This window comes from Natronospira elongata (genome assembly GCF_034931365.1).
Taxonomy (GTDB): Bacteria; Pseudomonadota; Gammaproteobacteria; order Natronospirales; family Natronospiraceae; genus Natronospira; species Natronospira elongata.
This window is the reverse complement of sequence record NZ_JAYGII010000034.1, coordinates 1-20,851: the sequence shown is the minus strand read 5'-3', so window position 1 is coordinate 20,851 and position 20,851 is coordinate 1. Positions and strand designations below refer to the sequence as shown.

At 58.7% G+C, this 20,851-nt stretch carries 21 protein-coding genes and 1 pseudogene; 12 read left to right on the top strand and 10 right to left on the bottom strand.

From position 1 onward, the window contains the following. Positions 1–42 precede the first annotated feature (42 nt). From VCB98_RS11665 to VCB98_RS11655, 3 genes and pseudogenes are all read left to right on the top strand, one after another. Positions 43–276, top strand: a pseudogene (locus tag VCB98_RS11665) (type IIL restriction-modification enzyme MmeI); the annotation flags it as partial. 420 nt (positions 277–696) lie between these two features. Next, positions 697–2,832: a DNA methyltransferase gene (locus VCB98_RS11660; protein ID WP_445354001.1), complete on the top strand. Its 2,136-nt coding sequence runs from the start codon at positions 697–699 to the stop codon at positions 2,830–2,832. 4 nt (positions 2,833–2,836) lie between these two features. Further along, complete coding sequence (locus VCB98_RS11655; RefSeq protein ID WP_346052729.1) at positions 2,837–5,434, top strand: DEAD/DEAH box helicase; 2,598 nt, start codon at positions 2,837–2,839, stop codon at positions 5,432–5,434. A 206-nt stretch (positions 5,435–5,640) separates the two neighbouring features. Here VCB98_RS11655 and VCB98_RS11650 read toward each other — a convergent pair whose 3' ends face one another. The 4 genes from VCB98_RS11650 to VCB98_RS11635 form a co-directional block, all read right to left on the bottom strand. After that, positions 5,641–6,102 (bottom strand): hypothetical protein, encoded by a 462-nt coding sequence (locus VCB98_RS11650; protein WP_346052728.1) that lies wholly within the window; start codon positions 6,100–6,102, stop codon positions 5,641–5,643. A 5-nt stretch (positions 6,103–6,107) separates the two neighbouring features. Next, positions 6,108–6,932: a DUF6731 family protein gene (locus VCB98_RS11645; protein ID WP_346052726.1), complete on the bottom strand. Its 825-nt coding sequence runs from the start codon at positions 6,930–6,932 to the stop codon at positions 6,108–6,110. A gap of 322 nt (positions 6,933–7,254) precedes the next feature. After that, positions 7,255–7,626, bottom strand: coding sequence for a hypothetical protein (locus tag VCB98_RS11640; protein WP_346052724.1), 372 nt, complete (start codon positions 7,624–7,626; stop codon positions 7,255–7,257). 296 nt (positions 7,627–7,922) lie between these two features. Beyond that, positions 7,923–8,927, bottom strand: coding sequence for a transposase (locus VCB98_RS11635; protein ID WP_346052722.1), 1,005 nt, complete (start codon positions 8,925–8,927; stop codon positions 7,923–7,925). A 197-nt stretch (positions 8,928–9,124) separates the two neighbouring features. On the opposite strand from VCB98_RS11635, the gene VCB98_RS11630 reads away from it, so the two are divergent. The 3 genes from VCB98_RS11630 to VCB98_RS11620 all read left to right on the top strand — a co-directional run bounded on the left by VCB98_RS11630 (position 9,125) and on the right by VCB98_RS11620 (position 12,101). Further along, entirely contained in the window at positions 9,125–10,129 is a 1,005-nt protein-coding gene (locus VCB98_RS11630) for a virulence RhuM family protein (protein ID WP_306727126.1), read from the top strand. Positions 10,130–10,586: 457 nt separating this feature from the next. Next, positions 10,587–11,225 carry a hypothetical protein gene (locus tag VCB98_RS11625; protein WP_306727124.1) on the top strand — a complete coding sequence of 213 codons (639 nt, stop codon included), beginning with the start codon at positions 10,587–10,589 and terminating at the stop codon, positions 11,223–11,225. A gap of 516 nt (positions 11,226–11,741) precedes the next feature. Continuing rightward, positions 11,742–12,101: a hypothetical protein gene (locus VCB98_RS11620; RefSeq protein ID WP_346052719.1), complete on the top strand. Its 360-nt coding sequence runs from the start codon at positions 11,742–11,744 to the stop codon at positions 12,099–12,101. A gap of 8 nt (positions 12,102–12,109) precedes the next feature. Here VCB98_RS11620 and VCB98_RS11615 read toward each other — a convergent pair whose 3' ends face one another. From VCB98_RS11615 to VCB98_RS11595, 5 genes are all read right to left on the bottom strand, one after another. Further along, on the bottom strand, positions 12,110–12,700 hold the full coding sequence (locus VCB98_RS11615; RefSeq protein ID WP_346052717.1) for a DODA-type extradiol aromatic ring-opening family dioxygenase: 591 nt from the start codon (positions 12,698–12,700) through the stop codon (positions 12,110–12,112). Beyond that, a complete protein-coding gene (gene trhA / locus VCB98_RS11610; protein WP_445354002.1) occupies positions 12,690–13,352 on the bottom strand; it encodes a PAQR family membrane homeostasis protein TrhA in 663 nt (220 codons plus the stop codon). The genes VCB98_RS11615 and trhA overlap by 11 nt, the downstream gene beginning before the upstream one ends. 183 nt (positions 13,353–13,535) lie before the next feature. After that, complete coding sequence (locus VCB98_RS11605; protein ID WP_346052713.1) at positions 13,536–14,279, bottom strand: RES family NAD+ phosphorylase; 744 nt, start codon at positions 14,277–14,279, stop codon at positions 13,536–13,538. Beyond that, positions 14,251–14,625: an MbcA/ParS/Xre antitoxin family protein gene (locus VCB98_RS11600; RefSeq protein ID WP_306727119.1), complete on the bottom strand. Its 375-nt coding sequence runs from the start codon at positions 14,623–14,625 to the stop codon at positions 14,251–14,253. Before VCB98_RS11600 ends, VCB98_RS11605 begins: the two co-directional genes overlap by 29 nt. Positions 14,626–14,843: 218 nt before the next feature. After that, the gene (locus VCB98_RS11595; RefSeq protein WP_346052710.1) at positions 14,844–15,809 is read right to left on the bottom strand and encodes a zinc-binding metallopeptidase family protein; all 966 of its coding nucleotides are present in this window, start codon (positions 15,807–15,809) and stop codon (positions 14,844–14,846) included. 254 nt (positions 15,810–16,063) lie between these two features. On the opposite strand from VCB98_RS11595, the gene VCB98_RS11590 reads away from it, so the two are divergent. The 6 genes from VCB98_RS11590 (at position 16,064) to VCB98_RS11565 (ending at position 19,865) form a co-directional block, all read left to right on the top strand. Beyond that, positions 16,064–16,528 (top strand): ArsI/CadI family heavy metal resistance metalloenzyme, encoded by a 465-nt coding sequence (locus tag VCB98_RS11590; protein WP_346052708.1) that lies wholly within the window; start codon positions 16,064–16,066, stop codon positions 16,526–16,528. Positions 16,529–16,535: 7 nt separating this feature from the next. Next, a complete protein-coding gene (locus tag VCB98_RS11585) occupies positions 16,536–17,117 on the top strand; it encodes a sigma-70 family RNA polymerase sigma factor (protein WP_306727116.1) in 582 nt (193 codons plus the stop codon). 102 nt (positions 17,118–17,219) lie between these two features. Next, positions 17,220–17,534, top strand: a complete 315-nt coding sequence (locus VCB98_RS11580; RefSeq protein WP_306727115.1) for an ArsR/SmtB family transcription factor — start codon at positions 17,220–17,222, stop codon at positions 17,532–17,534. A gap of 76 nt (positions 17,535–17,610) precedes the next feature. Further along, a complete protein-coding gene (gene arsB / locus VCB98_RS11575; protein ID WP_306727114.1) occupies positions 17,611–18,738 on the top strand; it encodes an ACR3 family arsenite efflux transporter in 1,128 nt (375 codons plus the stop codon). Then, positions 18,731–19,147, top strand: a complete 417-nt coding sequence (locus VCB98_RS11570; RefSeq protein WP_306727113.1) for an arsenate reductase ArsC — start codon at positions 18,731–18,733, stop codon at positions 19,145–19,147. Before arsB ends, VCB98_RS11570 begins: the two co-directional genes overlap by 8 nt. A gap of 64 nt (positions 19,148–19,211) precedes the next feature. Then, positions 19,212–19,865 (top strand): NADPH-dependent FMN reductase, encoded by a 654-nt coding sequence (locus tag VCB98_RS11565; RefSeq protein ID WP_346052704.1) that lies wholly within the window; start codon positions 19,212–19,214, stop codon positions 19,863–19,865. On the opposite strand, the gene VCB98_RS11560 is transcribed toward VCB98_RS11565, so the two are convergent. Continuing rightward, positions 19,862–20,851 (bottom strand): SulP family inorganic anion transporter (locus VCB98_RS11560; protein ID WP_346052702.1); only part of this gene is annotated, 990 nt, incomplete at its 5' end. The two genes, VCB98_RS11565 and VCB98_RS11560, sit on opposite strands and share 4 nt — an antisense overlap.

The following is a 20,851-nucleotide window of genomic DNA, read 5'->3' as shown; positions in this document are numbered from 1 at the left end:
CCCGGCAGCACTGCCTTCTCCCCGGAATCCGAGCCCACCGCCATTGCTTCCCACAAAGACGTGGAGGCCTTTATCGAGCGCTGGCGCGACACAGGTGGCGGCGAGCGGGCTAACTACCAGCTTTTTCTGACCGAACTTTGCACCTTGTTGGAGCTGCCGCAGCCGGACCCGGCCAGCGACGATACCGGCGAGAATGCCTATGTTTTCGAGCGTCGCGTCACGAGCCGCAACCCGGATGGTAGCGAGAACCGAGGCTATATTGCCCTCTATCGTCGCAACCACGCTGAATACACCCACCTCCCTAATGGGTTAAATCCGGTCGTTCGGCAGCTCTGCATGCGGGTGATGTCCGACCGAAGACACTCTTGTTGCCGGAAGAACCAGTTTCGTGGGCCGAAGTTGTGGATTGCTCCCCGATTGCGGTCGTTTCGGGCACAGCCAGGCCGCCTTGTGTGGTAGATCTGGCGTCATTCGGGGATCATGAAGATTGGCGTAGCCGGGGTCGGGAGCAAGGTATGGCGACGCCCAGCCGTAAGCTTGCGCTCCCGTTTGGCGTGAAGGTCGAATTGCAGCCGGTTTGCCGGGTGCGTCTAGTTTAGAATGGCGATGGCCGGCTACTAGGAGCTACTTGACGTATCGGTTGCTCCTTTGTGTATTTTAGCGTAACCCATTGATTTGGCTCTAAGGAGTGTGTCTGTGTCGAGGTTGACGGACTTATTGCGACAAGTTGAGGGCAAGGATCGGCAGTTGGCTGAGGATCTTCAGCGGGAATTTGCGCAACTGAGCAAGCGGCGAGCGTTTGGATTGAATTTCGAGCGCCATGTACCGGAAACCGTAGAGTTGCCGGGGCGGCCGGTTCGGAGGGGTGACAAGGTCCGTTTTCTGGCTGAGCGGGGGGAGCCCGCAGGCAGCGTGGATCGCCGCTTGTGGCGTGTGGTCCGGGTCCGTTCGCAGGGAAAGCATCGAGTGGCTGAGCTGGCGCGCCGGGATAGTGCTGAGGCGGAAATCGAGAAGGCTACACGGGCGGTGGATAACCTAGTCGTCGTGGCCGAGTTTCGTGATCCAATTTATCCGGGCTTTAAGTCTACCGGCCGCGTGGAGCGTGGGGGTGATAAGCCGTTTCATACGGTGATAAATTCTGAGAATTATCATGCCTTGCAGGCGCTACTTTATACCCATGAAGGCAAGCTAGACGCGATCTATATCGATCCACCATACAACAGTGGCGCGCGGGACTGGAAATATAACAACGATTATGTCGATGGTGACGATTCATACCGCCACTCCAAATGGCTCGCAATGATGGAGCGTCGGTTGAAGCTCGCTCGGCGATTATTGAATCCGGACGATTCTGTTCTGATTGTGACGATTGATGAAAAAGAAGTCTTGCGGCTAGGTTTATTGCTAGAGCAGATTTTTTCTGAATGCAGAATACAAATGATCAGCACTCAGATAAATCCTGCGGCTGTCGCCAGAGCTGGGCAATTCGGCCGGAGTGATGAGTATCTGTTTTTCATATTTGTGGGGGATGCATGTCCTCAACGTCAGCCGTTGAGCCGTGAGTGGGTTTCTGCTAAAGGACGAACACATACAGGAAAACCACGCTGGGACATGCTACGACGGTCGGGGACGAATGCTGAGCGTGCACATTCTCCTAAATGTTTTTATCCGATTTACATCGATCCAAACGGACCCAAAGTTCATAGCGTAGGTCAACCGCTTGAACGTGGATGTCATGAGGCGCCCCCAGTAGAGGGTGTTGTCCCGGTGCTGCCTATTCGACAAGATGGAAGTGAAGGGAACTGGCAGTGGGCGCCAGAGACTTTCCGAAAACGACTTTCACAGGGACGTGTTCGAATAAGTGGAAACGCAAAGCGGGGTTATGTTGTTTCGATCCTTAAAGATGGTGAGTATAGAAAAATTCAAGAAGGGGATTTTATTGTCACCGGTCGAGGGCCCGATGGTTCAATGATTGCCGAAGCGAAGCAATCAAACAGGATTGTCGCAATACCAGGTACGCAATGGAGAATTGGTTCCCATGACTCCACTCAGTACGGATCAAGGTTGCTGTCGAAAGTTCTTACCGACCGGAGGTTTCCATTCCCGAAGTCTCTTTATGCTGTTGAGGACGCGCTCCGGTTTTTCGTAAGTAACAAGCCGCAGGCCGTAATATTGGACTTCTTCTCTGGCTCTGGTACCACTGCACACGCAATTCTGCGACTAAATAGACAGGATGACGGCCGCCGGCAATGTATCAGCGTGACCAATAATGAGGTTTCAGCTGATGAGCAGAAGTTGCTTCGGGAGCGAGGACTACGACCGGGGGATCCAAAATGGGAGGCATTGGGCATTTGTGAATATATTACCAAACCACGTATTCAAGCAGCAATTACCGGCAAGACCCCGGAGGGGCAGCCGATCAAGGGGGATTACAAGTTTACCGATGAGTTTCCCATGGCTGATGGTTTTGAGGAGAATGTCGAGTTCTTTGATTTGACTTACCATGCGCCCCGACCCGTGGCCCATCACCGTGAGTTTGCGGCGATTGCGCCACTCTTATGGATGAAGGCAGGTGCGGAAGGGCGGCGCATCGATAAGCCGTGTGATGAATTCGATGTTGCGGACACCTATGGGGTGCTATTCGACTTAGACGCGATGCATGGGTTTATCGAGATGATCAAGCAGACTGACTCGGTGCGCATGGCATTTGTAATTACCGATGATGACCGCGGGTTCCAATCGGTCTGTGGCGAGCTTCCTGCACGCGTCGAGGCGGTGCGCCTATATGAGTCGTACTTGAGCAATTTCGTAATCAACGCAGGGCGGGAGTAGGTCGATGCGCTATACGCTGAAGGATTATCAGGATGATGCAGTAGCCGACGTACTGGATCGCTTGGAGCGTGCGCGCGACGACTGGAAGAAACGGCAGTCGCCGGCCGCCTTCTCTCTGACGGCCACTACGGGTGCGGGCAAAACGGTTATGGCCGCAGCTGTCATTGAGGCGCTATTTGACGGCGATGCTGATCATGATTTTGAGGCTGATCCAGGTGCAGTGGTGCTGTGGTTTACCGATGACCCAGCGCTGAACGAGCAGACCCGCTTTCGGCTGATGGCGGCTGCGGACCGCCTGGCAGTCGAATCGCGGCTTAAGGTGGTCGGGAACAGTTTCAACCAGGAAAAGCTCGAGCCGGGGAAGGTATATTTTCTCAATGCCCAGAAGCTGGGCAAGAATTCACGTTTGGTGCGCGGTGCGCCGGAGCCCGATCCCGACGATACGCAGCAGAATCTAAGTCACCTGCCGCCGCCCGATACGCGAGCGTTCACTATGTGGGACACGCTTCGCAATACCATCGAGGATGAGAATTTGACTTTGTATCTGATCCTCGATGAAGCCCATCGTGGCATGAAGAAACGCACGAAAGACGACAATGCGGAGCGAGCCACTGTCGTGCAGCGGCTGATCAACGGGACCAACGGGGTGCCGCCAGTGCCGGTAGTTTGGGGTATTTCAGCTACGGTGGAGCGTTTTAACCAAGCCATGGCTCAGGCCGAAGGTCGTACGACTTATCCCAATGTAGTGGTGGATGCTGCGCGTGTACAGGAATCTGGCTTGCTGAAGGATGATATCCGCCTGGAGTTTCCTACCGAAACAGGTCAGTTCGATACGGTATTGCTCGGCCGTGCGGCCCGAAAGGTCAAAGAAGCGACGCAACTCTGGACCGAATATGCCGAAGGCGAGGGCGTCGAGGAGTCTGTGGTGCCACTGCTGGTAGTGCAGGTACCGAACAAGCCCTCCGATGATTTGCTGCTGTCGGCATTCAAGACCATACAAGAAGCCTGGCCGGGGCTGGAGCCAGATGCCATGGCGCATGTCTTCGGCGAGCATCAGACCATCGATCTGGGCGGATTTACGGTGCCGCATGTGTCGCCTGAACGGGTGCAGGATGACGCCCATATTCGGGTGCTGTTTGCGAAGGATGCGATTTCCACCGGCTGGGACTGTCCGCGGGCTGAAGTGCTCGTGTCGTTCAGGCCGGCCAAGGATCAGACGCACATCACGCAATTGCTTGGCCGCATGGTGCGCACGCCACTGGCACGACGCGTGCCTGGCAATGATGTGCTTAACTCCGTGGAATGCCTGTTGCCGCATTTTAATCGCAGTACGGCCAGCTCGGTGGCCGAGGTGCTGCTTGGCACCACATCTGAGGGGGATGATGGTTCCGGCGGCACCGGCGGCGGGGAAGGGCGCCGGGTGTTGTTCAAGCCGGTTGATATGCTACCGAACCCGAATGTCTCCGAAGCCGTATGGGAGGCTTTTGATCGAGTGCCCTCGCAGACCCTGCCTCGAAAGGCCGCACGACCAGTTCGCCGGCTGGCGGCCCTGGCCCAGGCGCTGTCGCGCGATGGTTTGCGCGAAAATGCGATCAAGGAGGCCTACGAAAAGCTCTGTCTGCGTCTCGACGGACTGGCAACGGAGTACGAAGCGGAGGTGGATGAGCACATGGACGCGATTCTGGAGGTTCACGGCGAGACCATCGTGGCTGGGGTATCGGAGCATGAGGTTTTGCGAGCAGGAACTTTCGTCGAGCTGGCTGATGATCGTGCTGTAGAGGCCGAGTTTCGAGATGCACGCCGGATTCTGACCCCAGAGCTGGCCAAACGATATGCCGACCATATTGCGACGGATGACTATGACGGCTTGTTCGATGCGCATGTCAAAGTGTCGGGTTTGGCTAGAATTGAGGACGTGCCGCACGAACTGGACCGTACGGCAGACAAGCTGGCCAGAGAATGGTTTGCCGAATACCGCAAGGCTATCAAGAAGCTGTCCGATGAGCGCCAGGCAGCCTATGCCGAGATCAAAGGCATGTCTCGCGATCCACAGGAGATTGGCATTCAGCGGCCGCGAACAAGGACGGAATCGGCCGCAGATGGTGATGGCAATGCCGTGGAGACCCGTGCGCAACACCTGATGAGTGACGAGGCGGGCGAGTTTCCGATTGGCTCGTTGAACGAGTGGGAGGTGCAGGTGTTGGATTCGGAAATGAAAGATCATGATTTCCGCGCTTGGTATCGTAACCCCTCGCGAGCCTCAGAAGATGCGCTTGCCATTGCTTACTGTGATGCTCAAGATAACTGGCGACGCATGTGCCCGGACTTTTTGTTCTTCCACGGCGACGATGATGACATCAAGGTCTCCATCGTCGATCCGCACGGCCATCACTTTGCCGATGCACTTTATAAGCTGCGCGGCCTAGCTAGCTTTTCCGAAGAGCTCGGCGACGCCTTCCATCGCATCGAAGCCGTGGCGCGCATGGAGGATGAAACGCTGAGGGTGCTTGATCTCAAAGACCAAAAGGTTCGAGAGGCAATTGATGCGGCAAATGAAGCCAAGGCCCTGTATTCGTCGGGACTGGCCAGCGACTATTTATGAAAAGACTCCATATTGCCGCGTGGAAATAGATGAGATTTAATTGAGAATAGCGGAAATGCCTATTTTTTAATTATCATTGCGTGGAAATTGCTGACTTGGAAGAACGCTCGCTATTTGGGATCTGTGCTTCAGAAGCTTAGTGAAAGAACCACATGTCCAAGGGCGTTCTACTTGTTTTCTGAAGGTCGTGAGCAAGGACGGAGTTTCTAAAAATCATCAGGCTTATTATGGCTTCTGCGTTTAGACTTGATGATTAAGAAGAGAATACGGGTAAACCGCCAAAACGCCAAGCCAGTATAAACAGCCAGAATTAGCCACAAAACAGCATAGGCATGTGATGGTACAGCTTTGAAATAACCAACCAAAGACCAGACGCTAAATAAAAATGCGCCGCCAATAGCCCGGGATAGATAGCTGATTACTTGGCCGGTTAGCTCTATTGCGTCAAGGTGCTGCCAAACTTCGGTATTTCTCAGGCTGAGGAGCACTGCCTTGGAGGTTGCCAAAAAGCCGGTTAGGATCGCGCCAAAAGTCAATGATGATCCGAGCAGTTCGTTATGGGGCATTGGTAATAGAAAGTGCCAATACCATCCGGCGAGTGCCGAGGTCACGGCAATCACTTCAGGATACCAACCTTCCCATAATCCTATGAGTCGATCTTTATTCATCACCATCACATGTGGCGGCGCCAACCACGGTGCGCACGGAGCAATGCATTCCAGCGTTCTTCGGTCGGATACCGTCGGCCTTCATCCATTTCAAGATCACCGAATTCTTGGCTCAATTTTGGCTCTATGAGGTCAATAACCTCTACTACATCGTCTGGATCCTTGGCAGATACTCGGATCTTGGATACAGCTTCATCATCCTCTGCCCTGATGCTTCTTAGCCAATCAATGGTTCGTTGGATCATGTTGTCATTGAGGCCAGCGTCTCGAGCGGCATGGCCCATACCGACCGTGACCTCTAATACTCTGCCTCCAAAGTTATCGAAGTTACCTATGGAGCGTCCTACTGCGGAATTTCTGGCCCGGCCTGGAACCAGGTCTGTGTTTATTCGAAACTGAAGTTTTCTACGTATTGGCTTGTTCTGGAGCCTCTGCTCAGCATCCGGATCGAACCTAGGTTCGAGCTTGTAATTGTTATCTGGAACGTCATCGACGTTGCTTAGGTATTCGCCAATACGTGCAGACCTCACGCCGTGATGATTGTATTCGACGATGTAATGTTGACTGCGTGGGTCATAGAGAGCTGCGGTTTGTTCAACAAAGGTTTCGTCATCATCCATCCGGATTGGACGAGTGGGCCGATCATGCGATCCGCGCCCTGGGCCGCGCGTCCAGCGGTATTTAGCAAAATCCATGAGCAGAAGCCCATCTCGCTCAATAAACTCCTCAAGACGAACTTCTGTTTGGTGGCAGAGTATTACTCGGTCAGCAAGATCCCAGCCGTCTACCCGTCGAAGAAGTTCTTCAGGGGGAGCGGTTCTGCGATTCATGGGGGCATGCCGATAGAGGTGAACGCGGATTCCGTCCATAGAGTCTCCAGCATCTTGAATCCAATACAGGGAATATAGCACAAAGACCTGAAGCATCAACCGCACCGCACAAACAACGAAGACACCCACCTCCCTAGTAGGTCAGATCTAACGAGTTGGCAGCCCTGTAAGCGGGTGGTCTGCGACAGACGATCCTCTTGGGCCAGAAGTACCCGTTTCCCGGGCTGGAATGGCAGGTTACTGCTCAATTGGGGTAGTTCCGGGCACAGCCAGGCTGCCTTGGGCGGCAGTTTGGGTGTTATCCCGGGAGATTGAGAGTCGGTTAGCCCGGTTCGGGGAATAGCGTCCTGGCGAAGCCCAGTCCCTTCAGAAAGCTTCGCCCGAATTGTTCCGCCGCTACCTTGATGTCCGAGGCTCTGCCCACGGCATGGTGGAATTTGAGACGCTGGCCCCGGCGAATGGCTCTGAGCCAAGTTCTGGCGTCGATCTCCAGGCGATCCAGGATGGGTGGCAGATCCTCCGGTATCGCGCCTCGCTTGCCTTCCCGCACAATGCGCCCGCTCCAGTCCACCAGCTCGATGTAATCGTCCAGGGAGAAGGGTAGGCCGTCTGGGCCGTTCCAGCGTTCGTCGCCGGCGAAACCAAGCAGTCGGGGCCCGTTTTCCGGGGGGGTTCGGTCTTTGAGGGCCATCACTTCGCGGATGCGTTAATGAATGGCGGTGAAGTCGGACTGTTCCGGTGTGCGTGCGAACAACTACGAAGACACCCACCTCCCCGAACAACTACGAAGACACCCACCTCCCTGATGGGTAAATACGTCGTTAGGTAGCTCAGCATGCGGATGAGTTCTGACGGAAGGCTCTCTTGTGGGTAGAAAAACCAGTGTCGCGGGCTGAAATGAGAGGTTACTGCGCTGTTGCGGCGGTTTCGGGCACGACCACGCCGCCTTGGACGGCAGATCTGTCATTATCCGGGGAGTTTGAGAGTCGGTTAGCCGGGTTCGGGGAATAGCGTCCTGGCGAAACCCAGTCCCTTCAGGAAGCTTCGCCCGAAGTGCTCGGCCGCGACCTTGATGGCCGAGGCCCGGCCTACGGCATGGTGGAACTGGAGTCGCTGCCCCCGGCGAATGGCCCGAAGCCAGGTTCTCGCATCAATCTCTAGGCGATCCAGGATGGGCGGCAGATCCTCGGGGATTGCGCCTCGCTTGCCTTCCCTGACGATCCGGCCGCTCCAGTCTACTAGTTCAATGTAGTCATCCAGAGAGAAGGGTAGGCCATCCGGGCCGTTCCAGCGTTCGTCGCCGGCGAAATCCAGCAGGCGAGGCCCGTTTTCCGGCGGTTTTCGGTCTTTGAGGGCCATCACTTCGCGGATGCGTTGCTGAATGGCGGTGAAGTCGGACTGTTCCGGTGTGCGGGCGATGGCGGCCCGGATGGGGTTGAGATCCACATAGGCCATGCAGGTCAGTAGGGCGGCCTCATCTAATAGCGCCTGGGACTTGAATCGACCCTCCCAGAACCGACCGGTACAGCCATCCTCGGCATTGGCCTGACGGGCGATGGGTTCGTTCAGGCAGCGCATGAACCAGGACAAGTCGGAGAGCCGTTCCCGCCAGGCCTCAATCTTCTTTTGTGCTGCTTCACTCTCGGCCCGGGAAGTGGTCTGCGCCCTGCGGTAGCGCTGCACCAGCACCGGCAATGAAAACAGTCGATCCCAGCGCTCCATGATCTCTTCTTCAGACCATTCCTCGGCAGTCTCGGGATCCAGGCGCAGCACGAGATGCGTGTGGTTGCTCATCACGGCGTAGCTGCACAGATCGACGGCAAAGAGTTCCGACAGTTCGGTGAGCCGCTCCACGATCCATTCCTTGCGATGCTCATAGGATCGGCCTGTAACGGAATCCACCCCGCACAGAAAGGCCCGCCGCACGCAGCGTGAGACCACATGGTAGTAGGGCGTGGCGTCCAGACAGACGAGTTCCTTTCGTGCTGTGGGCATGGTGGATCCTTTCCGATTGGTACCTGGGGATAGTGTCTGTGATTCGCGTGTGTTTTGGTGTAGGCGTATTCTGATTGGGTATGTCAGAATCAGTGGGGGAAATTCAGTGCCAAATAACTTGCCCGGTAACCATGGGGAGGGTTCCAGGTGATGAAGGTCGTAAGGCGCGGTTTGGATTGGTTCAACGGGGAGATGGAATGAGCCGGGGCGAACTGATTCTCTACCAAAGTGACGACGGATTGGCCGAAATCCAGCTTCGTGTGGAGGGGGAGACCGTCTGGTTGACCCAGGCGGAGATGGCGGAGCTGTTCGCCACCACCAAGCAGAATGTCAGCCTACATATCCGTAACACCCTGAAAGAAGGGGAGTTATCCGAGGCGGCAGTTGTCAAGGAAAACTTGACAACTGCCGCCGACGGGAAGCGCTACCGGGTCAAGTGGTACAGCCTGCCCATGATCCTGGCCGTGGGCTACCGGGTTCGCTCCGCCCGGGGCACCCAATTCCGTCAGTGGGCCACCGCCCATCTGGAGGAATACCTGGTCAAGGGCTTCGTCATGGACGATGAGCGCCTGAAGGAGCCCGGTGGCTGGGATTACTTCGACGAGCTGCTGGCCCGCATTCGCGACATCCGTGCCTCGGAGAAGCGCTTCTACCAGAAGGTGCGCGATCTCTTCGCTCTGTCCAGCGACTACCGGCCCGACGACCACGACGCGCAGACCTTCTTCGCCGAAGTGCAGAACAAGCTGCTCTATGCGGTCACCCGCCTTACTGCCGCCGAGATCGTGGTGCAGCGCGCCGACGCCGCTTCTCCCAATATGGCGTTGACCAGTTGGCAGGGCGCACGGGTGCGTAAGCAGGATGTCACCATCGCCAAGAACTACCTGAGCGCCGACGAGGTGGACACCCTGAACCGTCTGGTGGTGATCTTCCTGGAACAGGCCGAGCTGCGTGCCAAGGAGCGCAAGGACCTGACCCTGAACTATTGGCGCAACAATGTAGATCGGCTGTTGGAATTCAACGAACGGCCGATTCTTGACGGGGCCGGCAGCATCAGCCGCGATCGCATGGAGCAGATTGCGCACGAGCGTTACGAGCAATTTGACGCCCAACGGCGACGGGATGAGGCGCTGGAGGCCGATGCCGAGGAGTTGCGGGAATTGGAGGCGCTGGAGGAGCGGATCAAGAAGGAAAGCGAGCCTTGACGCTTCGCGCACCACGCATCCGGTGACCGAAAATGATACTGGAGTGAAAATTGTCGATAGACCCCACACAATTTACGCCGAACTAGGCCTGGCTGCTGATCAGTGCCCAGGGCAAGGCCGGCGCCCGACCGGAGTTTCTGTACATTGCCTCCGAGCAAGTGGCCGATGACCTTGTTCGGCAGGCCACTGCCATGGGCATCACGGTTCGGCGGGAGCCCGCCAAAGCACTGGCACCGATTACGCGCGAAGCCAGAGAGGGCTTTTCCGCCCATCTCAGGGGCGGGAGTTCCTAACAGCGGAAGCCGAGTGATCCATATGCCGGGTTAACAGGACGAAAAGACGAAGATACCCACCTCGCTCCCGACCATTAGAGAATCGCGCTCTGAACAGTGGTTTTACCAGGGTTCCGCCAGCGGGAATGCATTTTAGATTGTCGGCGCGGATAGAGGGCTGAACTATGAAAAGCCAGGTCTGCATATGTGTATTAGCATCAGTCATGTCATTCGGCGCGTGGGCAGTGGACGACCGCGCTGACCCTTGGGAGCGTGACGAAGATATTTCTGGCGTCGTTGTTGATGTCGAATATTCTAGGCGCGACGATGGGTTCTATCAGTATGACTATGTAATTAGCAATCCTGAGGACAGCAAAGGCATTGTATCTACTTTGTTTGTTGACCTTGAATGCGACCAGGAACTCGATGACCAGGGCTTGCAGGAACAACGTGATGACGACCCAAGAAACATGGGTATTGGAAGACCCGAAGAGCACGGAATAGCCTACACGCCTGCGATAATACGTGCCGACAGGGGTGATTATGGAATTAGCGTGCTTGCCGAGGCGCTCTGGGGCGTCTATATCAAGCCAGGAGAAACCTGGGGCAATATGAGGATTATCAGCCCGTACGGTCCGGGAATGCGCCAATTCAAGGTCGATCCGGCGCTCAATACGGACCCAAGGTACTGGAATTACGACGATGTTGCGCCGGAGGAAATGGAAGAGCTTCCCGGCAAAGAAGATTTTCGAGTCACAGGCGTTATTATCGGGCCAGAATGTCCAGGAGTAACGCCTCCCCCGGACTCGGCTCGTTTCTACTGAGCGAAAGGACGAAGACACTCACCTCGCTAAAGGACCCAAAATTGGTTGACCTGGGGTTCTTGCTGGCTTTGCGCATTCGGTGCAGGCCGTTCTGAGGCGGATTCAGCCGGTTTCTCTGTTCTTTTTCGAGGTGAGGGTAGTATTTGGCGTTTCTCGGGCAGGGGCGAGCCGTCTTGGGCGGCATAGTGAGCGAATCGGTTGAGGTAGGCTGGAGTGGCTAGCCAGGCTCCGGGAAGAGGGTTCTGGCGAAGCCCAGCCCTTTGAGCAAGAAAGAAACCAGACACCCACCTCCCTAATGGGCAACAACCGAGACATCCACCTCCCGGATTAGCTGCGAGCGCGCTTTCGTGGGGTTTCTTTGGGCGTGAGCCCGGGTGGAATGCCCCTTTGATTGTCTTGGAAGGGGGCGACAGTAGAGGAAGCGGCATATCTGGGGTTATTCTCTGGTCGAATCAGCTGGTCTATGTTTTTTACTACCTATAGCCGTTTTGTTGGTTATCTGCCAGGAGCCGCGTGATGCCTGAGTCGTCCAAACAACCCGGGGTCATGATCCTGCGGGAGTGGCGCGGGGTGACCCGCACGGCGGACCGGGAGGCCTATGTCGAGTACCTGCATGAAACCGGGCTTGGGGACTACGCGGCCACGCCGGGTAATGCCGGGGTGCTGCTGCTGTGCCGGCCACTGGACGCGGGGCGCACGGAGTTCGTCACCCTGACGCTGTGGCGTGACATGGACGCGATCCGGGCCTTTGCCGGCGAGGACACGACACGGGCGCGCTATTACCCGCGTGATGCCGATTTCCTTGAAGCCCTGGTGCCGACGGTCAATCACTACGAGGTCGTGCACCGCGACAAGTTGGGGCGCCGGCGGTTCTAAGGCCGGGTTCAGCGCTGGTGCGTGCCGTCAGGCCGGCGGCCGGGCGCAGCGCCCCAGACGAATGAGTCCATCGACAGCGTGCCGTCGGTCATGCCGCCTTCCAGCAAGACACCCGTCTCTTCCACCTCGGCCGCGCCCAGGGCGACCAGCAGCGGCAGGTAGTGCTCCTCGGTGGGGTGGGCCCGTTCCGCGTGCGGGGCGCGGTCACGGTAGTGCACAAGGGCATCGACATCGCCGCCTGCCACGGCGTCATGGATCCAGTCGGCAAAGATCTGCGCGTACTCGGGGTCGTCCACGTGGCGGCGGAATTCGTACAGGTTATGGGTCAGGCTGCCCGAGCCCATTACCAGCACACCGCGGTTGCGCAGAGGCGCGAGCGCCTGGCCCAGGCGAAGGGCACCGGCCGCGTCGCCGCGCTCAGGGACCATGGCGTGATCCTGCAGCCGGACTTTCTGGTGGGGGAAGACTTGCAGCAGGGCCGCCTGGTCGAGCTGCTGCCCGGGTGCCAGCTCGGCAGTCCATGGGGCTCCGCCACCGCCAGCGACACGCCGCCGCGGTCGGTTTCGTGATGGATCGACAGCCTGGCGCTCATCCGCCATGGGCGTACCAGAGGACGGCCAGGTAGTGGCAGGTGCTTCCGGCGATCACGAAAAGATGCCAGAAGAAGTGGGCGTACCGGAGGCGCAGGTCAGCGACAAAGAAAACAAGCCCCGCGGTGTAGGCAATGCCGCCGGCCAGAAGCCAGATGAGGCCCTCCATCGGAAGCAGATGCATTAGCGGTCTGAAGGCGATCACCATCAGCCAGCCCATGCCGACATAGAGGATCACGAACAGGGCCGGGTGAGTCTGGCCACGGAAGATTTTTAGCGCGATGCCCATGAGGGCCAGGCCCCAGAGCACGAGGAGCAGGAGCCAGCCACCCTCGCCCCACAGAATGCCCAGACTGAATGGGGTATATGTGCCTGCAATCAACAACAGGATAGCGGCATGCTCGACCTTCTGGAATATCGCTTTGAAGCGGCCTCCCGACAGGGCGTGGTAGAAAGTCGAGGCGGCGTAGAGGAAAGCCAGCGTTCCCGCAAAGATGCTGGCGCCGAGTGTGAACAGTCCGTCCCCTTCCCGCGTGGCGTGCACGATGAGGTAGGGAGCCGCCGCGAGAATGGCGAGCAGGGCCACACCGTGACTCAGGCTGTTGGCCCGTTCCTCGCCCGGGCTTCGCCGGCGTTTTCCCTTTGTGGTCACCTGAGTCATGAGCCAGTGGTGCCCGTGCTTGCGGTAACCTGAAAATGAAGTCTGCCTTTCAGGGTAGTTGTGTTTCGTAACTGGGGCAAAAATCGACACCTTGCATTGTTTCCAGAATGGCCAGCGGATCCTCCGGCGCCCCGCTTGCCTTCCCGCGCAATCCGGCCGCTCCAATCCACTTGCTCGATTCCCTTATTCCGGCGGTTCGGGTAGATCCCAATCCGCCCTTTTGAACCGAATGGGCTCAACCTCGCCCTCAATCGCCGGAATGGCGGCCGCCTCGATGTCACCCAAATGAAGCTTCCAGGTTTCCTTCTTCGATGGGGCCTGGGTCCGAAACCCGGCCGGGTCCAGCAAGGCCACATTCTTTCCGGGTTCCGGATCCCGAATCGATTCATTGCGAATACTTTGGGCTCCCGCCTCGCGGGCGGCCTCAGCCAGGGCCTGGGTGGCACTGTAATCGTTTGGATTGGTCCACTTGGCTTTGTCTCGATCCAGCGGCGGGCGGCTTAGGTCAGTCTGATATTTCACCGCATAGGACACCGAAAACAGGGTGAGAAGGGATTCCGTGGCCGGCAGTTCCGTCCCCTCGGAAGCCAGGAAAAATTGATACCGGTGGTAGCTCAGCTCCGCCAGCGCCGTGCGCCGGGCTTCGGCCGCATAGAAAAGGCCCCAGGGCGCATGGGGCCGACGAAAGCGGCTGCCTCTTGGATGAGGGGGGCGGTACCGAAACGGGGTCATCAGCAGATAATCCAGGCCCCGGGCCGATTCAGGCACCGGCGGCTTGTTACCTTCGACGAGTTCTTCCAGTCGACTCTGCTCATCCAGGGTGTCGGTGATCCGGCGTGTGCTGGCCTTGAATTGATTCTCGACGGCCCGCCAGAGTGTCCCACTCCCCCACTGGAAATTAGCCCGGAGCTCGGTAGGCGTCCACATAATCCACCGTCGACATCAAACCTTCAATGGAGACAATGCGCTCCGCCGGAACGGCATCCAGGTCCTTGTTGGGGTTCTGCATCCACTGGCGCACCACCTTCTCATCGGACGCACATACAGCATCCAGGCTGCGATACAGGCGAATGAGTGCCAAGGCCAGCTCCCATTCCTTGGAATCCGGCTTTAGGGTCTTATCCCCAGACCTCATTCGGTCCAGGGTGCGTTCGCCCACGCCAATGACCTGGGCCATTCGTTTTTTATCGAGCCCAAGAATCTTCGCCGCCCGAAGAAACGCCGTTGTGACGAGCCGACCATCGCTTGCCGTGCTATGGCGTATGTTCCCCATGGGACACTCCTGCGATATTCGCCATTTGGCTAAATATAGACGATTTATCGCCTTTTGGCGAATTCTCTCTTCACGGGGCGTAGTGGCCCCGGCCTCGGCGCCTTAACAACCCAGACACCCAGGTCCCGAATCAACGGCAAGCGCCTGTTCGTGGGTTTCTTTGGATGTGAACACGGGTGGAATGGGCCCTTGGCTGCGCCCATTACATTCCGGCTCGGTCAGAGGCCCTGAGCGCCGCGGCGTAACCAGTCGTGTACGAAGGCGAGTTTCTCGAGCGCGGCTTTTGAGTGAACGAAGGGGTAAAGATCCGAGAGGCCCATCGATCGATTGATGTGATTGACCCCGATTGTGAGGGTGGCCGCAACATGGATCAGGCGATAGGGGTTCGGTTCCGAATAGGGATCCCAGTTCTGGCCCGGCAGCTCCGGTGAAGACAGGCCCGCCGCAACGAAACTATCGACAATATCTGTCAGATGCAGCAGGTGTGCAGCCGTCTCGGCCCAGTCCTCATGGGGGTGTGAAGAGGCGTAGGTGGTCAGGAAGCGCGTCCGCCAGTCTGCTGGTGGGCCGTTCTCGTAGTGGTTCTGGAGAGCTGTCTGGTAGTCCGCGCGCTCGTCCCCGAACATGGCACGGAAAGCGTCGAGAAAGTCGTCTCGCAGACTCAAGCGCCACCACAGCATGTGCGCAATTTCATGGCGCATATGCCCGATCATGGTGCGATAGGGTTCTTCCAGTGCCTGGCGGCGAGCCGTCACCAGAACCGGATCCATCTCGGCGACACTGACGGTCACCACGCCCTCCGCGTGCCCCATGGGGACCGGTGTCGGCCCTTCGGCGAGCAGGTGAAAAACCGGGCGGGTGCCCGGGTCTTCCGGCCGGAACCAGTGCCAGCGACCAAGATTGTCCAGCACCCAACGCTTGGCGACCTCGGTTTGGGCCCAGTTGGGAATGGCGTTGGGGATGCCGGGGTCCGGGGCCAGGGCGGTCATGGCGCAGGAGCGGCAGAAAGCCCCCTGTTCCGGTGCGATCCAGTTGCAGCCGATGCGCTCCCGGTTGGCACAGAAGGGTGGCATGACCACGAAGGCACGGGCCTGGGGATCATAGGCGACAGGCGTTCCGTCGTTGGTGGCGAGATTGTCGAACCAGAGCTGGCCGGCACCGACCGGATTGGCAAAGACACGCATTTGGCGAGGACTCCTGATTGATCGTGCAGTACGGAGCGGAATCAATCACCGATTCATGCTCCTCCTCCCGCCGTCAGGCGTCAACAAGAATCCCGATCTATCGAGCCAGAAAAGCACCAAGACCCCCACCTTATTGCGAGACCATCCACCGCCAGCGGTGCATCATTTTGCGACCATTCAGCCCTTCCTGCGTCATTGGGAATAGAGCCCGAGCGATCGGGTATATACAAGTTGAACTGCAAGAGGAGCACGCCATGAAACGCCTGCATGTCCATGTCGGGGTCAGTGATCTGGAGAAGAGTATTCGCTATTACACGGCCCTGTTCGGTTCGGGGCCGACGAAGGAGGAGTCTGGATACGCCAAGTGGATGCTGGAGGAGCCGCGGGTCAACTTCGCGATTTCCAGTCGCTGCGGGGAGCCGGGGGTCAGCCATCTGGGCATCCAGGTGGATTCTCAGGAAGAGCTGGCCGAGTTGCGTGCCCGGGCCGAGACGGCCAATGCGGATGGCCTGATTGACGAGGGGCAGACGACCTGTTGCTATGCACAGAGTGAGAAGCATTGGAGCGTGGATCCCCAGGGGGTGGCCTGGGAGCATTTTCTGACTATTGGTGATGCCGAGCAATATGGCGACCATGGCCCGGTGGAGTTGATTGGGGAGGCGGCTGGCGCTGAGCAGGTCCGGACCCGCCGGGCGGGTTGTGGTTGTGGTTGTGGCTGAGGCTGTCATGAGTGATGAAAGCCGGAAGCAGACAGACCGAAGCAGGGCGGCCAGCCGTGAGCTGGCCGCCGCTTACCCACGTTTTCGGGAGGGGTTGCTGGCGTTTCTCAGGAGCAAGCTCAGTGAGCCGGTCGTGGCCGAGGATCTGCTGCACGAGGTTTTCCTGAAGGCTCTCGACGCCCTGGATCGGGGCGCACGCCCGAGCAATCTGCCCGCCTGGCTGCGGACCATTGCGGCCAACGCCCTGACGGATCATTATCGCCGGGCCCGTCCCACGGAAGCGCTGCCGGTCGATCTGGCCGACGATGGGCCGGGCCATAACCAGGCGGAGCAGGAAATGGCCGCCTGCCTGATCCCCTTCATCAACGGTCTGCCGCCCAAGTACCGCCAGGTGATGTACGCGACGACTCTGGAAGGCAAGTCCGGCGCACAGCTCAGTCGTGAACTCGGCCTCACGCCCTCGGCCATCAAAAGCCGCATGGCCCGGGGCCGCGCCATGCTCCGGGAAGCCATCCTGGATTGCTGCCACATCGAGGCCAGTGCCAACGGGGAGGTCCTCGAGTATCGCCGGCGATTCGGAAAGCCCTAGACCGGGCGCGCCACGGAATGGCCCTGACATGGTTTTACGCAAACGCTCATTTGCATTATAATCGCCATTCGACGATTAACGGATCGTGCCTGGAAATGCGCCATGAAAGATTGCTGTGAGCACCCGGACAATCTGGATCTGACGCCGGAGGGTCGGGACGAGGCCCTGGCCGGATATGCCCGGGCGCTGGGGCATCCGGCCCGGGTCAAGCTGTTGCGCCAGATTGCCGGACGCCGGGAGTGCATCAGCGCGGAGCTGGTGGAATCAGTGGGCTTGGCGCAGTCCACGGTCTCTGAACATCTGCGGATTCTGCGCGAGGCCGGGTTGATCGAGGCCGAGCCCCAGCCGCCCCGGACCTGTTATCGGCCGAAGCCAGAGGCCATGGCCCGCCTGCGGGATTTGTTGAACAGCCTGTGAAAGCCGGGGCTGTTTTTTTTATCAAGCGACAATCGTAAATCGACGATAAACGAATTAATGTGGAGAAACCGTTGTGATGGATGAAGGTCAAGCGTCTGTCAGCAAGCGCATGGGGTGGCTGGACCGCTACCTGACCGTCTGGATCTTCCTGGCCATGGCCGTGGGGGTGGCTCTGGGGACGGTGTTTGGCGATCTGCCCGCGACACTGGATGCCATGAGCGTGGGTAATACCAATATTCCCATCGCCATCGGGCTGATCCTGATGATGTATCCGCCTCTGGCCCGGGTGCGTTATGAAGAGCTGCCCCAGGTGTTTCGAGATTGGCGGGTGCTCACCCTGTCGCTGGTGCAGAACTGGGTCATCGGGCCGGTTCTGATGTTTGCTCTGGCGGTGATTTTCCTGCGGGATTATCCCGAGTACATGACCGGCCTGATTCTGATCGGCCTGGCCCGCTGCATTGCCATGGTGATTGTCTGGAATCAGTTGGCGGGCGGTAACAATCAGTATGTGGCCGGCCTGGTGGCCTTCAACAGCCTCTTTCAGTTGGTTTTCTTCAGTGTCTATGCCTGGTTCTTTCTGGCCGTGCTGCCGGGCTGGGTGGGCCTGGAAGGCCAGGTGATTGACGTGGGTTTTGCCACCATTGCCCAGGCGGTGCTGGTGTATCTGGGCATTCCCTTTGCCGCCGGTTTTCTGACCCGTCGCTGGCTGGTGAAACGGCGGGGACGGGAGTGGTATGAGTCCCGCTTCATTCCCCGCATCAGCCCGCTGACCCTGGTGGCGTTGTTATTGACCATCATGGCGATGTTCAGCCTCAAGGGTTCGGCAGTGCTGGAACTGCCCCTGGATGCCCTGCGCATTGCCTTGCCCCTGGGCATCTATTTCGTGGTGATGTTCATGGTGAGTTTTTTCATGGGCCGGCTCATCTCAGCGGATTACCCGCGCACCACGGCGGTGGCCTTCACGGCCGCTTCCAACAATTTCGAACTGGCCATTGCCGTGGCGATTGCCACGTTCGGCCTGGGTTCGGCGGTGGCCTTTGCAACCATCATCGGCCCGCTGGTGGAGGTGCCGGTGCTGATTGCCCTGGTGAATGTGGCATTGTGGCTCAAGCGTCGCTGGTTCACGGGTGAAGAATGGACCGGTGGCGCGGTGGATAGAAACCGGACGGTCAGCGAGACCGGAGGAGGCCAGGACAATGCCTGATTCAAAATCCAAGCCTCGGGGCATCCTCTTCCTCTGCGTGGCCAATGCCGCCCGCAGCCAAATGGCGGAGGGGTTGGCACGGGCGCTGTTACCCGAGACAGTCCGTATTGCCTCGGCAGGATCGAGCCCGGGCCAGCTTGATCCTCGGGCCGTTGCGGTGATGGCGGAGCAAGGCATCGACATCCAACACCATCATTCCAAGTCCGTGGACGAGATACGCCTGGCCGATTTCGATCAGGTGGTGACCCTGTGCGCGGACGAAGTCTGCCCGGTGGCCATGGGTGATTTTACCCGCCGTCACTGGCCATTTCCCGACCCGGCCGGCGATCGCGCCGGGCCCGACGATCTTGCGCCTTTCCGGGCGGTGAGGGATGCACTCCGTGAGCGGATCAGCGAGACTTTCGCTTGAGTAGGCGCCCACTGATGGGGCGGCTGTCTCCGGGCACCGTTTTGGAAAATCATGGGAGAAGGTGATGCATTATCTGGTGTTTCTTGGTTCCACCCGCACGGAAGGCGCGCCGCGACCGACTCGCCTGGGGTGGCGGGTGGCCCAGGCTTGCCTGCGCTTGCTTGAGGAAAGCGGTGTCAGGACAACGCTTGTGGACCCCCTGACGGTGCCGAGAGAGGAAAACTTCCGACCCCATTTCAGTTATCCCAAGGGGCGGGTGCCGGAGGCGCTGGATGCCCTGGCCGGGCAGATTCGTTCGGCGGACGGCTATGTAATGATCAGCCCGGAATACAATCATTCCATGAGCCCGGCGTTGGCCGATCTGCTCAATCATTTCGGCAGTTCGCTGTTCTCCTACCGGCCTAGCGCGATCGTCAGTTACTCGGCGGGCCAATGGGGCGGAACCCGGGCCGCCGTGGCCATGCGCGCCTTTCTCTCGGAGCTGGGCTGTCTGCCCGTTTCCGCCATGATTCATGTGCCCCGGGCGGGTGAAGCCCTGACCGAAGACGGAGACTTTGCGGCAGGAGAGGATGGCGAGGCCTGGTCCGGCTACTTTGGCCGGACGTTCTCGCAGCTCGCGTGGTGGGCCGAGGCCTGCCAGGCCCAGTGGGATCGCCGGGACCCGGCCTCGGATGCACCGGCTTTCCAGCGTAATCCATCCCAGCGCAATGCCCCTTAGTGCCCACTGCCGCCCCCGGCCTGATCATAGGCCGCCAGCTTGTCCATCATCTCCGAGCCTTGTCCTTCCGGGTGGATGACCTCCACGGTCTTGCCGTTGCGGCGAAGCTTGCCGACGATCTTGTCCACCGCGCCCACGGCTGAGCTGTCCCAGAGGGTGGCGGTACTCAGGTCGATGGTGACATTCGGGATGGGGTTGTCGGCGTCGAAGCCCTTCATGAAGTTGTTTACCGCCACGAAGAACAGCACGCCGCGGACCTTGTAAGTGCGGTGTTGTCCGGTATCGCTGTCGATGGCCTCGACCTGGATCTGGCGGGCCAGTTTGCGAACGAAGAAGATCGCGCTCATGAGCACGCCGGCGAACACACCCTTGGCCAGGTCATGGGTGATGACCACCGTGGCGACAGTAACAATGAGCACCAGGGCGTCGGTGCGGGGCATCTTTCTCAGCATCCCGAAGGAGCTCCAGTCGAAGGTGCCGATGGCCACCATGATCATGACCGCCACCAGGGCGGGCATGGGGATCATGGAGACCAGATCGCCCAGGACCAGAATAAAGAAAAGCAGATAGACCCCGGCGGCCAGGGAGGAGAGGCGCCCGCGCCCGCCGGATTTTACATTGATGATGGACTGGCCAATCATGGCGCAGCCGGCCATGCCACCGAAGAAGCCGCTGACGATGTTACCGATGCCCTGGCCCCGGCTTTCCTTGTTCTTTTTGCTGGGGGTGTCGGTCAGGTCATCCACGATGGAGGCGGTGAGCAGGGATTCCAGCAGGCCAACGATGGTGAGTGTCAGGGCCGTGGGCAGGATGATCATCAGGGTTTCCAATGTAAAGGGCACATTGGGGAGGTGGAAGAAGGGTGCGCCATCGGGCAGCTCACCCATGCCACCCACGGTATTGAAGGGCACATCAACAAACCAGGCCACGGCGGTCAGGGAGACGATGGCCACCAGGGCGGGCGGGATCTTCTTGGTGATGTAGGG

What these genes read in the sequence shown, in the direction of transcription:
- arsB (WP_306727114.1), top strand. Translation starts at nt 17,611, where the DNA reads ATGGATGAAGGTCAAGCGTCTGTCAGCAAGCGCATGGGGTGGCTGGAC.
- trhA (WP_445354002.1), bottom strand. Translation starts at nt 13,352, where the DNA reads ATGACTCAGGTGACCACAAAGGGAAAACGCCGGCGAAGCCCGGGCGAG.
- VCB98_RS11585 (WP_306727116.1), top strand. Translation starts at nt 16,536, where the DNA reads ATGAGTGATGAAAGCCGGAAGCAGACAGACCGAAGCAGGGCGGCCAGC.
- VCB98_RS11565 (WP_346052704.1), top strand. Translation starts at nt 19,212, where the DNA reads ATGCATTATCTGGTGTTTCTTGGTTCCACCCGCACGGAAGGCGCGCCG.
- VCB98_RS11620 (WP_346052719.1), top strand. Translation starts at nt 11,742, where the DNA reads ATGCCTGAGTCGTCCAAACAACCCGGGGTCATGATCCTGCGGGAGTGG.
- VCB98_RS11635 (WP_346052722.1), bottom strand. Translation starts at nt 8,927, where the DNA reads ATGCCCACAGCACGAAAGGAACTCGTCTGTCTGGACGCCACGCCCTAC.
- VCB98_RS11645 (WP_346052726.1), bottom strand. Translation starts at nt 6,932, where the DNA reads ATGAATCGCAGAACCGCTCCCCCTGAAGAACTTCTTCGACGGGTAGAC.
- VCB98_RS11590 (WP_346052708.1), top strand. Translation starts at nt 16,064, where the DNA reads ATGAAACGCCTGCATGTCCATGTCGGGGTCAGTGATCTGGAGAAGAGT.
- VCB98_RS11630 (WP_306727126.1), top strand. Translation starts at nt 9,125, where the DNA reads ATGAGCCGGGGCGAACTGATTCTCTACCAAAGTGACGACGGATTGGCC.
- VCB98_RS11605 (WP_346052713.1), bottom strand. Translation starts at nt 14,279, where the DNA reads ATGTGGACGCCTACCGAGCTCCGGGCTAATTTCCAGTGGGGGAGTGGG.
- VCB98_RS11600 (WP_306727119.1), bottom strand. Translation starts at nt 14,625, where the DNA reads ATGGGGAACATACGCCATAGCACGGCAAGCGATGGTCGGCTCGTCACA.
- VCB98_RS11615 (WP_346052717.1), bottom strand. Translation starts at nt 12,700, where the DNA reads ATGGCGGATGAGCGCCAGGCTGTCGATCCATCACGAAACCGACCGCGG.
- VCB98_RS11625 (WP_306727124.1), top strand. Translation starts at nt 10,587, where the DNA reads ATGAAAAGCCAGGTCTGCATATGTGTATTAGCATCAGTCATGTCATTC.
- VCB98_RS11580 (WP_306727115.1), top strand. Translation starts at nt 17,220, where the DNA reads ATGAAAGATTGCTGTGAGCACCCGGACAATCTGGATCTGACGCCGGAG.
- VCB98_RS11650 (WP_346052728.1), bottom strand. Translation starts at nt 6,102, where the DNA reads ATGAATAAAGATCGACTCATAGGATTATGGGAAGGTTGGTATCCTGAA.
- VCB98_RS11595 (WP_346052710.1), bottom strand. Translation starts at nt 15,809, where the DNA reads ATGCGTGTCTTTGCCAATCCGGTCGGTGCCGGCCAGCTCTGGTTCGAC.
- VCB98_RS11655 (WP_346052729.1), top strand. Translation starts at nt 2,837, where the DNA reads ATGCGCTATACGCTGAAGGATTATCAGGATGATGCAGTAGCCGACGTA.
- VCB98_RS11570 (WP_306727113.1), top strand. Translation starts at nt 18,731, where the DNA reads ATGCCTGATTCAAAATCCAAGCCTCGGGGCATCCTCTTCCTCTGCGTG.